The sequence below is a fragment of the Pseudomonas sp. NGC7 genome, assembly GCF_047159675.1.
GTDB classification, from domain to species: domain Bacteria; phylum Pseudomonadota; class Gammaproteobacteria; order Pseudomonadales; family Pseudomonadaceae; genus Aquipseudomonas; species Aquipseudomonas kermanshahensis.
Map to the genome: position 1 here is coordinate 3,668,794 of NZ_BAAFZY010000001.1, position 12,848 is coordinate 3,681,641.

10 protein-coding genes and 1 pseudogene are annotated in these 12,848 nt (G+C 59.5%); 5 read left to right on the forward strand and 6 right to left on the reverse strand.

The genetic code is table 11. From position 1 onward, the window contains the following. The first annotated feature begins 132 nt into the window (after positions 1-132). The 5 genes and pseudogenes from ACMCNM_RS16445 to ACMCNM_RS16465 form a co-directional block, all read left to right on the forward strand. Positions 133-441, forward strand: a complete 309-nt coding sequence (locus tag ACMCNM_RS16445) for an amino acid permease (RefSeq protein ID WP_412764945.1) — start codon at positions 133-135, stop codon at positions 439-441. Positions 442-638: 197 nt separating this feature from the next. After that, on the forward strand, positions 639-1,145 hold the full coding sequence (locus ACMCNM_RS16450) for a hypothetical protein (protein WP_412764946.1): 507 nt from the start codon (positions 639-641) through the stop codon (positions 1,143-1,145). A gap of 2 nt (positions 1,146-1,147) precedes the next feature. After that, positions 1,148-2,986, forward strand: coding sequence for an integrase (locus ACMCNM_RS16455; protein WP_412764947.1), 1,839 nt, complete (start codon positions 1,148-1,150; stop codon positions 2,984-2,986). Then, the gene (locus tag ACMCNM_RS16460) at positions 2,983-3,642 is read left to right on the forward strand and encodes a TniB family NTP-binding protein (RefSeq protein WP_412764948.1); all 660 of its coding nucleotides are present in this window, start codon (positions 2,983-2,985) and stop codon (positions 3,640-3,642) included. The genes ACMCNM_RS16455 and ACMCNM_RS16460 overlap by 4 nt, the downstream gene beginning before the upstream one ends. A 60-nt stretch (positions 3,643-3,702) precedes the next feature. Next, positions 3,703-4,568, forward strand: a pseudogene (locus ACMCNM_RS16465) (IS3 family transposase); the annotation flags it as partial. A 246-nt stretch (positions 4,569-4,814) separates the two neighbouring features. Here the strand turns inward: ACMCNM_RS16465 and ACMCNM_RS16470 are convergent. From ACMCNM_RS16470 to ACMCNM_RS16495, 6 genes are all read right to left on the reverse strand, one after another. Then, complete coding sequence (locus tag ACMCNM_RS16470) at positions 4,815-5,060, reverse strand: hypothetical protein (RefSeq protein WP_027596371.1); 246 nt, start codon at positions 5,058-5,060, stop codon at positions 4,815-4,817. A 462-nt stretch (positions 5,061-5,522) separates the two neighbouring features. Continuing rightward, on the reverse strand, positions 5,523-7,271 hold the full coding sequence (locus ACMCNM_RS16475; protein WP_412764949.1) for an acyl-CoA dehydrogenase family protein: 1,749 nt from the start codon (positions 7,269-7,271) through the stop codon (positions 5,523-5,525). 13 nt (positions 7,272-7,284) lie between these two features. Next, positions 7,285-8,532 (reverse strand): thiolase family protein, encoded by a 1,248-nt coding sequence (locus ACMCNM_RS16480; RefSeq protein WP_412764950.1) that lies wholly within the window; start codon positions 8,530-8,532, stop codon positions 7,285-7,287. Further along, on the reverse strand, positions 8,529-10,388 hold the full coding sequence (locus ACMCNM_RS16485; protein ID WP_412764951.1) for a feruloyl-CoA synthase: 1,860 nt from the start codon (positions 10,386-10,388) through the stop codon (positions 8,529-8,531). Before ACMCNM_RS16485 ends, ACMCNM_RS16480 begins: the two co-directional genes overlap by 4 nt. A gap of 80 nt (positions 10,389-10,468) precedes the next feature. Continuing rightward, complete coding sequence (locus tag ACMCNM_RS16490) at positions 10,469-11,917, reverse strand: aldehyde dehydrogenase (protein WP_412764952.1); 1,449 nt, start codon at positions 11,915-11,917, stop codon at positions 10,469-10,471. Between the two features lie 47 nt (positions 11,918-11,964). After that, complete coding sequence (locus ACMCNM_RS16495) at positions 11,965-12,795, reverse strand: p-hydroxycinnamoyl CoA hydratase/lyase (RefSeq protein WP_027596364.1); 831 nt, start codon at positions 12,793-12,795, stop codon at positions 11,965-11,967. Positions 12,796-12,848 lie beyond the last annotated feature (53 nt).

A 12,848-nucleotide genomic window follows, 5' to 3' on the forward strand; every position in this document is an offset into this window, starting at 1 on the left:
AGTAGCCGCATTCGATATCATACATTTGTACAAATCCATGCTCGCAAACCTGAACATTTAACGATTTCCAGTACCGCAAAGGCGTTTTAGTCTCCTGTTCAAGCGTTGAACAATAATAAAAGGAGACACCCCATGCCCATTCAGTCAGAGCATGATCCGCGCCTAAAACGATCACTGAAAACACGCCATATCAGCATGCTTGCCCTTGGCGGCGTTATTGGTGCAGGTCTGTTCGTCGGTTCCAGCGCAGTCATTGCCTCAACCGGCCCGGGTGCGTTCCTCACCTATGCCATAACCGGCATCATCGTCGCTCTAGTAATGCGAATGCTCGGCGAGATGGCAGCGGCACATCCCACCAAAGGTTCTTTTGTTGACTACGCCCGAATGGCGTTTGGCCGGCCGGCTGGTGTCCAAATTCACATACCTCCGTTCACGACTTAGCTCCTTGAAACAGCACTAATTTCTCAAAAATCATCACTAATATCCGTTTTTTTGTCACAAAAAAACGGAGTTTAGCGAAGTGGACTTCATATAAATCAATGCCTTACGAACCTCCGTTTTTTTGGATCAGCGGTACGATCATGTCTCCGACGGCGACCTATCCTTAGGCATCAGGTGCACGATTGGAGCATGAATGAATGGTCTCTGTCGGCGATTTTTGCTCGGTGGGTAAGGCGTCCGATCTGCTGGTCGTAGAAGCTGTATGGAAGCAGCGCGGCGGGGTTGTACGTCTCTGCAAACTGTCCAATGGACTCCAGCTGGCTCTGCCCGAGGAGCGGCTGACCATGTCAACGGATCCGGTCGGGGCGTTCCGCAATCATATGGACAAAATCGTCCGAGCCTCTCGCAAAAAGTCCAAAGCCTCAGCTAAGCCCGTGTTCGAATCGAATCCTGCTTGCGAGTTTGCAGAGTACCTTGCCATTACCAAGGACGAAGAGGCCAAGTATCGGATCAAGTCAATCACTTACTTTCTCATCCTGCTGGAATCACAGTACCTGGCCCCTAACTATTCTCTGAAAGCGCTATGGCGAGACGTCTGCGCCAAATGTGACCTGCTGAACATTGATCCGCCAACACTTGGGTTTGTCAGAGACCGGTTGCATAGCCGGTATCGCTCATTGCGCCTCGAAATGATCGGGCGATAGCTATGGAATTTTCAATAGGTGAAGCAGTTTTTGTGGATGGTAAGGAAGGCATCTACCTAATAGACGGCGATTTTCCGGAGCGGGGCTGTTACCGGGTCAAACTCACCGGATTACCTGTGCCTTCAATTGAGGTACCTAAGAGCAAGGTTTACAAGATCAGTACCAAGGCCGTTGAGCAAATCCGCGCGGCAAGTGACGTTAGTGTCGAAAACGCCAAGCCGGACAATGAGGTCAGGCCTGTTGCCCCGTATACCCCTGAACAAATTATTGTGGGGACAGCCCGGGAGGAGGTTATTAAACCTCTGTATCTGGAGCAGATCACCAAAGAAGAAGCTGAGCAAAGGCTTGGCCTCGGGCGAACGGTTGTGAATGATCTACTTCGTCGCTATCGGGAATGGCAATCATGGGAAGCGCTGGTGCCTGGTGTTTCTGGACGGAGAAAGGGTGATACTCAGCTAGAGGATGAGGTTGAAAATATTCTGGTTATAGCGATCGATGAGGCCTACAAGGGGCCTGGTGCATCTGTAGTCGCTGTCCTTAACCGTGTCCGGTGGGAATGCAAAAACATCTCAAAAAATCCGCCTTCTGCCTCCACGGTTGAGAGACGATTCAAGCAGGCATCCATGCGCAAAGCAGTCGCTAATACCAAAGGCCCTGTCGCAGCGCGGGATAAATTGGACTCCTTCCCGTTTGGTGCAGTAACACAGCACGCCCTTGAACTTGGACAGGCTGATAACAGTCCACTCGACTGTCATGCGGTCGATCCAATCACTGGAAAAGTACTGGGGCGACCGAACCTTACCATCATCAGTGATGACCATACGGGATCCTATCTAGGATTTTGGTTATCGTACGGTGCGCCCTCAAGAAACACACTCGCGAATGCATTCTTCATGGCATTACAGCCTAAAGATGAACTGTTAGCGGAGTTCGGGCTTTCTGAAAAGTTTAAATGGATACAGTATGGGAAGCTATCCAGGCTCAGAACAGATGGTGGCGGTGATCTCAATGCCAAAACTGTGCTTGCAACGCTTGCCGCTAATGACATACGTCATGAGCGTAGAGAGCGCCCCCAGAGTGGTGGGAAGGTAGAGCGTAAGATTGGTGTGCTGAACCGCTATTTCATTCAAACGCTGAATGGAGCGATAGCGTCCAGTAGAAAAATCGCAAGAGGGGAAAATCCAGAAAAGCTCGCAGAATATTCCATTAAAGACCTATTTATCCTTATTATAACGCAAATATGTATTCTGCATGAATGTCCAGGTAAGGATGGTTTAACGCCCAATCAACGGTGGATTAGGGACTTCGGTGAAAAGGACGGTGTAGTACGAACGCCTCCAGTAGTCAAAGACGCAATCCAGTTCAAGATCGGCATGCTCCATCAGAGGAATATACGTGTAAGACGTGAGGGACTCCTGACTCTGGAGTTGTTGTATGAGCCCGGCCCTTACTGGAACAGAGTCGGAGAGCGCGTCATCATCAAACTCGATTACGGCAACTTGCACAGGGCGTGGGTAATGGACAAAGGATTATGGGTTCCTGTCAAACTTATCAATGCAGAGAATTTTCCGAAAACCATGATCGAGTGGAATATTCTGCGTAAGTCCGGACTTCCAGCAGGGCAGCATACCCCTGAAGGTTTGCAAGCCATGGAGGTGCAGCATCACCTCAAACAGTCTCTTCTGACTCAACAGCAGCAGCGTCGGCTGCAGGAGAGCCGGGATCTTGAGGACAAGATGTGCAAGATCAATCAGCCTGCATCCAGCCCCCTTCTGGATCCCAAAGCGTCTACTAAGCCTCACCAAGGCCCTATACCAGTCATGATGGGGGATGACCTGTGACCCACTTAAGTCCCCGAGCATTGGCGCTGTTAGAGCTTCCTCGTGAGGAGCGGGCTATTGCGTGCCTGCGTGACGTATTTCTTAATTATCCCTCGGCGATGGCCGTCGAGCAAAGTGCAAAACGGCTGATCGCATCGCCCAGAAATACGTCAAACGCCGGCATGTCGCTCATAGCTCTTCCCGGCTTAGGCAAGTCGTCTATTGGAGTACGTTGGGAAAAGCAAAGCTTTGAGGCTGCGTCAGGTTGGCCGGGCAAGATTATATATCTCGATTTGGTAAAAAATAGCGCAAATCTCAGCATTATGAAGTTGTTCCTCGCTGCAATCGGGGAACGATTTCATACGCGCCCATTGAATCTTAGCTACAGGGATGTAGCGTTGGCTAAGATTTTAGTTAGGGAACATAACGTGCGCGGGGTTTTTGTTGACGAGGCAGCGATGTTAAGACTCGCTTTAACAGGGGCGGCTATGCATCGAGAGCTAGGCTCAATAAAGGGGATGGCCGGGCACGAGTGGCAGCTCAATATCTTTTTGAGCGGTACGCCGGATGATATGTATGCATTGTTTGATAACGATGCAACACTGAAGTCAAGATTTAATATTCGTGTAGGTTCACTGAGTTCCTGGAAAAATGATGCGGAGGGGAGGTCTTTTTGAATCGCCCCTGGTTTCGTAGACACCTCCAAGCCTCATAATGAGGCCCAAATAGGAGGTGCCATGAGTCGTCAGCGTTACCCTGAAGAATTCAAGATCGAAGCGGTCAAGCAAGTGACCGAGAAAGGCAAGCCTGTCGCTGAGGTCGCCCAGCGCCTGGGCATGTCCGTGCACAGCCTTTACGCCTGGATCAAGGTCTACAGCAAGCCCCAAGAGCAGCGTCAGCAAGACAATGATCAGCAGGCTGAACTGCGCAAGCTGCGCGCTGAACTCAAGCGCGTGACGGAAGAGCGAGACATCTTAAAGAAGGCCGCCGCGTACTTTGCCAAGGAGTGCGGCTGAAGTACGCCTTCATCAAGAAGCACTCGACGGATTACCCGGTGCGGCGCCTTTGCCAAACCCTCAAGGTGCATCCCAGCGGCTACTACGCTTGGTTGGCGGAGCCTCAATCTGCCCGAGCAAAAGAAGATCATCGTCTGCTTGGTTTGATCAAACATGCTTGGCTCGAAAGCGGAGGTGTGTACGGCTATCGCAAAATTCATGGTGACCTGCGTGAGCTGGGAGAGACATGCGGGCGAAATCGAGTCGGTCGTTTGATGCAAGCAGAGGGGTTGCGTTCGCAAACGGGTTATCGCCGTCGTCCTGGGTTTTATGGCGGAAAACCAACCGTGGCCTCGCCCAACCACCTTGCCCGGCAGTTCAAGGTCAGCGAGCCGAACAAGGTCTGGGTGACCGATATCACTTACATCCGCACCTATGAAGGATGGCTTTATCTGGCGGTAGTGCTGGATCTCTTCTCACGCCAAGTAATTGGTTGGTCAATGAAGCCAAGGATGAGCAGCGACCTTGCTATCGACGCGATGCTGATGGCCGTTTGGCGACGCAAGCCACAGCAGCAAGTGATGATTCACTCAGACCAAGGCAGTCAGGGCGGATTCAATCGATCGTCGCAACACAAGATTGTTGAACAGATTTTAGATACTCATTCAGAGCTTCAGCGGGTGTTTTCCAGCCGAGTGTAGGCTGCAATCGCCTTGAGCTTGAACTGCTCGGTGTACTTGCCCATAGATCCCCCAAGGGTTGGATTGGTGTCCAACCTCTTGGGGGCAGTCCATACCTGTGGGAGCGGGCTTGCCCCGCGAAGAGGCCCGAACAGGCAACTCATTACCTGTGGCTCAATGCTGTGTCCGTGGCTGATGCGCCGGCATCTGCACCTGGATCAACGCCGATTCAAGCAGCACACGCAGTGCCTCCAGCTCATGCATCGTCGCCATCATCAAGATCGACACGGGTGATTTGGGCTGTAGGAGAATGGCCTGATTTGCCACGGACTGTGCGCACAAGGCGTAGTCCGCTGCCTGGATGAGGGTGTCTTCTAGGGAATGGTGGTTGTGGGGTGGATCGGGGACTATTTTTAGCATCACTTAATCCTTTCATGGTGCAGCCACCTGCCTGCTGTCAAACAGAAGGGTGGCAGCTGTACGTGGGTTGACAGACCGGCGGATTAAGCAAAGTTCCGGCGCACGCAAGCGTGCCCGCACGTACAGCCGCCATTGAAGCGAGCTATATGCTTAATACCGTCGCGGCCTGTCAAAGCCGATCGCTGTTTTCAGCGACACGCCGAGACTAGAGCGCTGCCTGAACAGCCGCAACGGAAAAAAGGCGGCAGGAGTATGTTTGGGAAATGCCCTACAAGGAAGGGGTTAAATCTGATTTCCTCTCTCCGAAGTTTCACAGCTGGGCCTCTTCGCAGCGGTCATGCGCGGTCTGGGTAGGAGCAGCCTTGTGCTGCGAAGAGGCCGGTAGCAGCCCTGAAGATTCCCGGTTTGGTCACGGGCCTCTTCGCAGCGCAAGGCTGCTCCTACACGGAATGCGTAAGCCTGTTACAGGTCATCCACGAACGGCAGCGGTAGTGCGGCCATTTGTAGGCACTGCAACCGGTACTCAAAACGCAACCACAGGTGGTCAAAGAAGTACGCCGCCGTTTGGCGTTTGCGCCGGTAGAACGGTTGCTCCACTTGCATCAACGCCAAGCGTGCCGCCCGGGCCCAGGCATGGCCGAGCAACACCATCGCTAACGCTTGCAGGAAGTCACCCGCTGCCCGGTAGGCATATTCCCTGTCATCATGCCGCACAAGCCCACGCACCCAAGCGCGTAATCCTTCACTGGCGACGTGCAACTGCTGCGCCCAACGCCTGCCTTCGGCGTCACTCGCCAAAACCGCATCTTCCAGCACGTGATCGAGCAGCGCTTCCAGCGCCTCGCCACGGTCGCCCAACACCTTGCGCACGAGCAGGTCGTTGGCCTGGATCTCGTTGGTGCCCTCGTAAATCATGGCCACGCGGCTGTCGCGTACGATCTGCTCGATGCCCGATTCGGTGACGTACCCGTAACCGCCAAACACCTGCAACGCGTCACTGGCCAGCTGGAACCCTTGCTCGGTGAAAAAGGCTTTGACCACGGGCGTGAGCAAGCCGATGCGGGCCTCCAGGGTGTGACGGGCCGCCCCTTGCGACTGCTCGGCAAGGTCGAGCAGGTGGGCACTCCAATAGCCGATGGCGCGCATGCCTTCGGTCAGTGCTCGAGACTGCCACAACACCTGACGCACGGCCGGTTGGAAGGCCACCGGGTCCGCTGCGGCAGCTTGAGCACCTTCAGGACGCACCACCGCACGCATTTGCACACGCGCCTGTGCATAGGCCATGGCACGCTGCCCGGCGCTTTCGGCATGGGCCAAGCCCTGCAGCCCCACGTAGGTGCGGGCACTGTTCATCATCACGAACAACGCAGCCAGGCCGCAATGGGGCTCGCCGATGAGCCAGCCTTGAGCCTGGTCGAAGCTGAGGCTGCAGGTAGCGCTGGCGTGAATGCCCATCTTGTGTTCGATGCCGGTGCAATGAACGCCGTTGGACTGGCTTTGCTCAGTTAACTTGGGAACCAGGAACAACGACAGACCACGGCTGCCAGCAGGCGCATCGGGCAGCCGCGCCAGCACTAGGTGGACGATATTGTCGGTGAGGTCGTGCTCGCCACCCGAAATGAATACTTTGTTGCCCGTCAGCCGATAAGCCCCTGCTTCATCCACCCGCGCCTGCGTGCGTATCAGCCCCACATCGCTGCCGGCCTGGGGTTCGGTCAGGCACATGGTGGGCAGGCATTCACCGCTGACGATCTTGCCCAGCCAGGCCCGGCGCAGCTCGGCAGAGCCAAACGTACGCAGGCACTCGTAGGCGCCATGGGCGATGCCGCTGTACATGGCCCAGCCATGGTTACAGGCGTAGATCACTTCGTGCAGCGCCGCGCCGAGCAGCAGCGGCAGGCCCTGGCCGCCGTGCTCCACTGCGCAGGTCAAACCGGGCCAGCCGCCTTCCACGTAACGCTGGTAGGCCTGGCGGAAACCTTTCGGGGTGGTCACTGTGCCGGCGTGGAAGCTACAGCCTTCGCGGTCGCCACTCATGTTTAAAGGCAGCAACTGGTGTTCTGCAAAGCGCGCGCCCTCCTCCAGCAGTTGGTGAGCCAGCGCGCTGTCGACGCCGGCGAACCGCTCGGATTCAGCCCAGGCCGCCGGCGCTTGCAGCCAGTGATCGATCACGAAACGGATGTCTTGCAGCGGAGCGCGATAGGTAGACACGTGAACCTCCTTTTCAGGTCTTGGCCAGTGGGTTTTCCAACAGCAGGGCCATGCCCTGGCCACCGCCGACGCAGGCCGATACCACGCCATAGCGCTGGCCACTGGCGCGCAATTGCCGCGCAACGCTGATCACCAGGCGCAGGCCGGTTGCGGCCAGCGGGTGGCCAAGGGCGATAGCGCCGCCACAGGCATTCAGCCGTTCCGGCGCGATGCCCAACGACTGCTGCACCGCTACAATCTGCGCGCCCTGGGCTTCGTTGATTTCGAAGCAGGCGATGGCGTCCAGCGGCAGGCCTGCACGCTTCAGCAGCAAACGGATGGCCGGCACCGGGCCCAGCCCCATCACCTCAGGCGCGACGCCCACCACACTGCTGGCCCGCAACCAGGCCATCGGCGTGCGCCCAGCCAGCTGGTCTGCCGAACACATCAGCACCGCCGCTGCGCCATCCACCACCGCACAGCTATTGCCCGCGGTTTGCACCCCCTGCGGGTAAATCGGGGGCAGTTGCTGCAAACGCTCGAACGCGGTCGCGCGCGGGTGGCTGTCTTCGGAGACGGCTTCAACGCCACGCGGCAGGCGAATGCCGCGTGGCAACAAACCCGGCGCTTCAAACACTTCATTGCCAACACTGATGCACTCGTCGGCAAACCACCCTCGCGCCCGCGCAGCCATGGCCCGCGCGAAGCTCTGGGCCGCCCAGGCGTCTACGGCAGCCCGGGGGATGTGACAGTGCCGGGCGATGTTCTCGGCGGTCTGGATCATGCTGATGCCAACAGCGGGGTCGAACAGGGCTTCCCAGAGAAAGTCTTTGAAGCCGACTTCGCCGCCCAAGCGAAAACCGCCACGGTGGGTGTAGGCCACGATCGGATTGCGCGACATCGACTCGGCCGCCACACACAACACCGTGCCCGCCTCCCCCGCCTGGATTTGCTCACCCGCCTGGCGCAGCAGTTCAAAACCGGTCGCGCAGATGCGTTGCACCATCAGCGCGGGTACTGCCTGGTCGACGCCACAGTACAGCCCGATATGCCGGGGCAGCATGTAGGCGTCGAAGTCGGCCTGGGCCATGGAGCCGGCCAGTACGCTGTCGACGTCGCGCCCCTCCAGCCCAGCGCGCTGCAACACTGCGCGGCCGGCCTTGATGCCCAGGTCGGTCGGCGAGACCAACCCGAATGCGCCATTGAGGTCGACCCACGGCGTGCGGATACCATCGAGCAACGCGGTCGCCGCAAACGCGCGGAATTGCCCCCGCGCCGTCATGGCGCGTCTACACGTAACGGCCCCGGCCCGGCGTACAGGTTGTCGATGAGGCCCTGGCGCAGTTGCAGGACCGCACGCTGGTTGATCGAGCCTTTGTCGGTGATCTCGCCGCGGTCGATGGACGGCGCTTCGTCGGCCAGGCCCGCGAACTGGATAAAGCTGGCGTTACCCGTGGCGCCTCGGTTTAGGCTGGCCAACAGGCTCGACAGCCAGTCCCGCACGGCAGGCGATGCCAGCACCTGGGCATCACTGGCGTGGTCGCCAAGCCCGGCCAACTGCCGGCACTCCGGCAACCGCGGGAAGATCAGCAAGCCCAGGCACTCGCGGTCCGGGCCCAGTACCACGACGTCCAGCACATACGGGGCACCCTGCAGGATCACCTGGGTGCGCATGGGCCCGACGCTGACGAACACCCCGGAGGACAACTTGAAGTCCTCGGCAATACGCCCGTCGAACATCAGCCCAAGCTGCGGGTTGTCGGGGTCGCACAGGCGCACGGCATCACCGCTGCGGTAGAACCCTTCTTCGTCGAACGCCGCTTCGGTTTGCTGGGATGAGCGCCAGTACCCCGGCATCACATGCGGCCCGCGAAACCTCGCTTCGAGTTTGCCGTCCACCGGCACCAGCTTGACCTCGCAGCCCGGGGCCGGCAGGCCGATGTAGCCGGCGACCGACAGCGGCCCCGTGGTGAACGTGCACGACGGCGAGGTCTCGGTCATGCCCAGCCCCGCCATCATGCGGATGCGTTCGCCACAATGGGCCACGGCCACCGCGTCAAGCCGGTCCCAGATGGCCTGTGACAACCCGGCGCCGGCAAAAAAGAACAGCTTCATGCGTTGGAAAAAGCGTTCGCACAGGCTGCTGTCCTGCTCCAGCGCCTTGACCAGTTCTTCCCAGCCCTTGGGCACGGTCAGGTACGCCGTGGGGGAAATGTCCTTGAGGTTGTGCAGCGTCTGGGCAAAGCCTTGCGGCGTCGGCTTGCCATCGTCGATATACAGCGTGCCGCCGTTGTACAGCACGATGCCGACATTGTGGCTGCCGCCAAAGGTGTGGTTCCACGGCAGCCAGTCGACCAGCACCGGTGGCACTTCGGCGAATTCCGGAAAGGTCTGCAACAGCATCTGCTGGTTGGCGCAGAGCATGCCCTGGGTGGTGACCACAGCCTTGGGCAGCTTGGTGGAGCCGGACGTGAACAGGAACTTGGCCAGGCTGTGTGGGCGCAACGCGGCAAAGGCTTGGTCGGCGCAAGGGTGTGCGGCGGTGGCCAACAGTTCGGCGAACGGCGTGCTGGCCCGGCCTGGCAGTTCGCCCTCGCCCAGCACCAGTGTCACCGAGGGCTCGAACACCGCATCGATGGCTCTGCCATAGGCGGCGTCGGCCGCGAACACCAGGCCCGGTTGCAGGGTCTGGACGATATGGCGCAGCTTGCCAAAATCCTGGGACAGCAGTGAATAGGCCGGCGATACCGGGCAATACGGGATGCCGGCATACAGTGCGGCCGAGGCCAGTTGCACATGCTCAAGGTCGTTGCCCGAGAGGATCACCAGCGGGCGTTCGGCGCTCAGGCCTTGATCCAGCAACCAGGTGGCGATGGATCGAACACGCTGCAACATGGTGGCGTAACTAATGTGCTGCCACTCGCCATCGGCACCACGGCGGGCAACGAACGTTTGCTCGCCGCGCTGTTCGGCCCAATGCAGCAAGCGCTCCATCAGCCGTGCCGGGTAAGCAGCAAGTGGTTCCACAGGGTCCAGGTAGAGGATGTCGCCTTGTTGGCGCACCTGTACCTGAGGCTGCCCGATCTTGACGGCGCGCAAGGGCGCACGCTGGGCAACGGAGAGGGTTTCGCAGACCATGAAGGCTACCTCTGCCTTAGTGCGCCCGAGGGCCGAGAGGCCCCCAGGTGCATTCGCTATTGTTGTTGTGAGTGCGTGGGTTAGATCGGGTAGTGCCGGGCGCCTTGCTGCACGGTGACCCAGCGCAGCTGGGTAAAGGCGTCGATCGCCGCCGTGCTGCCGAAGCTGCCGTAACCACTGGCCTTGACCCCGCCAAAAGGCATCTGCGCCTCGTCATGCACGGTCGGGCCATTGATGTGGCAGATGCCCGACTCCAGGCGCTGGGCAAGGGCCAGGGCGCGCTGGGTGTCACGGCTGAAAATCGCCGCGCTCAGGCCAAACTCGGAGTCGTTGGCCAGGGCCAGCAGCGCTTCGTCACCGCTGGCGCGCAGCACCACCGCGACGGGGCCGAACGACTCTTCGCGGTACAGTTTCATGTCGGCGTTGACCTGGTCGAGCAGCACCGGCTGCATAACGCTGCCCGTGCGCTCACCACCCGCCACCAGGGTCGCGCCCTTGCTGAGGGCATCATCAACCAGCGCCTGTATGCGCTCACCGGCCCCGGCATCGATCAATGAACCCAGCGGCGCATCGGTTTGCGCAGGGTCCGCTGCGCGCAAGCTGCGGACTTTTTCACCGAGCTTGGCGACGAAGGCATCGGCCACGGCCTGGTCGACGATCAGCCGCTCGGTGGACATGCAGATCTGGCCCTGGTTGAAGTAGGCGCCAAACGCTGCGGCATCCACCGCGGCATCCAGGTCGGCATCGGCCAGCACCAGGAACGGTGCCTTGCCGCCCAGTTCGAGCACCGCGGGCTTCAAGTGACGCGCCGCCAATTGCCCAACGATGCGCCCTACATGGGTAGACCCGGTGAAGTTCACCCGGCGCACCGCCGGGTGCGCGATCAGCCGCTCGACCACCGCCGGCGCATCGTGCGGGGCGTTGCTGATCACGTTGACCACGCCATCGCCCAAACCGGCCGCCTGCAATACCTGGCCGATCAGGCCATGCACCGCCGGGCTGGCTTCGGAGGCCTTGAGTACCACGGTGTTACCGCACGCCAGGGGCATGGCGATAGCGCGTGTGGCCAGAATCACAGGTGCATTCCACGGCGCGATGCCCAGCACCACGCCGCAAGGTTGGCGCAGGGCCATGGCAAAGCTGCCGGGCACGTCGGAGGGGATGACGCTGCCCTGGATCTGGGTAGTCATCGACGCCGCTTCACGCAGGATGTTGGCCGCCAGCATCACATTGAAACCGTACCAGTTGGCCTTGGCCCCCGTTTCCCCGGCCATGGCCAGGAATTCGTCACGCCGGGCGTCCAGCGCATCGGCCGCCTTCAGCAAGCGCGCGCGGCGCTCGCCTGGCCCCAGCGCAGCCCACGCGGGGAACGCCGCCTGGGCCGCTTCGACCGCCGCATCGGCGTCGGCCAGGGTGGCCGCAGCCACCACCGACACCACCTCGCCGCTGACCGGATGGCGACGCTCGAACGTGCCGCCGTCGCTGGCCGCACGGGCCTTACCGCCAATTAACAATGGCACCTCGAACATCGGGCATTCCTCTTTTCTGATTATTCGGGAATGAACGCCAAGATCACTCAGCGCTTGTAGGCTTGCAGGCCAGGCTTGATGCTCTTGTCGTCAAGGAACTGCTTCAAGCCCTGCGCACGCCCGTGCTCGGGGTCACGCAGTTGCGCCTGGTCGAGCTTGGCGTACAGGTAGTCTTCGTTCTGCTCCCAGGTCAACTCGCGGCAGCGCTTGAAGCCGTTTTTGGCGGCGCGCAGCACCACTGGGTTCTTGTCCAGCAGGTCTTGGGCAAGCAGTACCACTTCATCGCGCAGCTGCGCCAACGGCACGCTTTTGTTGACCAGGCCCATTTGCGCGGCTTTCTGCCCGTCGAAGGTCTTGCCGGTCATGATGTAGTACAGCGATTCACGGTGGCCCACGGTGTCGGCCATGGCTTTGCTGACCAGGTTGCCCGGTGGGATGCCCCAGTTGATTTCAGACAGGCCGAAGGTGGCCTCATCGGCGCAGATGGCCAAGTCGCAAGCGACCAGCGGGCTGAAACCGCCGCCGAAGCACCAGCCGTTGACCATGGCGATGGTTGGCTTGCTGTAGAAGCGCAGCAGCTTCCACTGCCATTCCGAGGCATCGCGGCGGATGCGCTCTTGAAGAATTTCCGGGCCGGCGTCCACCTCGCGGAAGTACTCCTTGAGGTCCATGCCCGCGGTCCAGGCGCTGCCTTCGCCGGTCAAGACCAGCACACGGGCGTCGGCGTCCTGCTCGATGGTTTCCAGCACATCGCGCATTTCACGGTTGAGCGTCGGGCTCATGGCATTGCGCTTTTCAGGACGGTTGAAGCTGACCCAGGCGATGCCTTGCTCGACGGTAACTTTCACGGTCTGCCAGCGGTTGTCGTATTGGCCCATCACACACCTCTTGTACTGATTGTTCGTTGTGGTTGGCCGAACATTAGCCCGGC

What these genes read in the sequence shown, in the direction of transcription:
- ACMCNM_RS16445 (WP_412764945.1), top strand. Translation starts at nt 133, where the DNA reads ATGCCCATTCAGTCAGAGCATGATCCGCGCCTAAAACGATCACTGAAA.
- ACMCNM_RS16450 (WP_412764946.1), top strand. Translation starts at nt 639, where the DNA reads ATGGTCTCTGTCGGCGATTTTTGCTCGGTGGGTAAGGCGTCCGATCTG.
- ACMCNM_RS16455 (WP_412764947.1), top strand. Translation starts at nt 1,148, where the DNA reads ATGGAATTTTCAATAGGTGAAGCAGTTTTTGTGGATGGTAAGGAAGGC.
- ACMCNM_RS16470 (WP_027596371.1), bottom strand. Translation starts at nt 5,060, where the DNA reads ATGCTAAAAATAGTCCCCGATCCACCCCACAACCACCATTCCCTAGAA.
- ACMCNM_RS16480 (WP_412764950.1), bottom strand. Translation starts at nt 8,532, where the DNA reads ATGACGGCGCGGGGGCAATTCCGCGCGTTTGCGGCGACCGCGTTGCTC.
- ACMCNM_RS16485 (WP_412764951.1), bottom strand. Translation starts at nt 10,388, where the DNA reads ATGGTCTGCGAAACCCTCTCCGTTGCCCAGCGTGCGCCCTTGCGCGCC.
- ACMCNM_RS16490 (WP_412764952.1), bottom strand. Translation starts at nt 11,917, where the DNA reads ATGTTCGAGGTGCCATTGTTAATTGGCGGTAAGGCCCGTGCGGCCAGC.
- ACMCNM_RS16495 (WP_027596364.1), bottom strand. Translation starts at nt 12,795, where the DNA reads ATGGGCCAATACGACAACCGCTGGCAGACCGTGAAAGTTACCGTCGAG.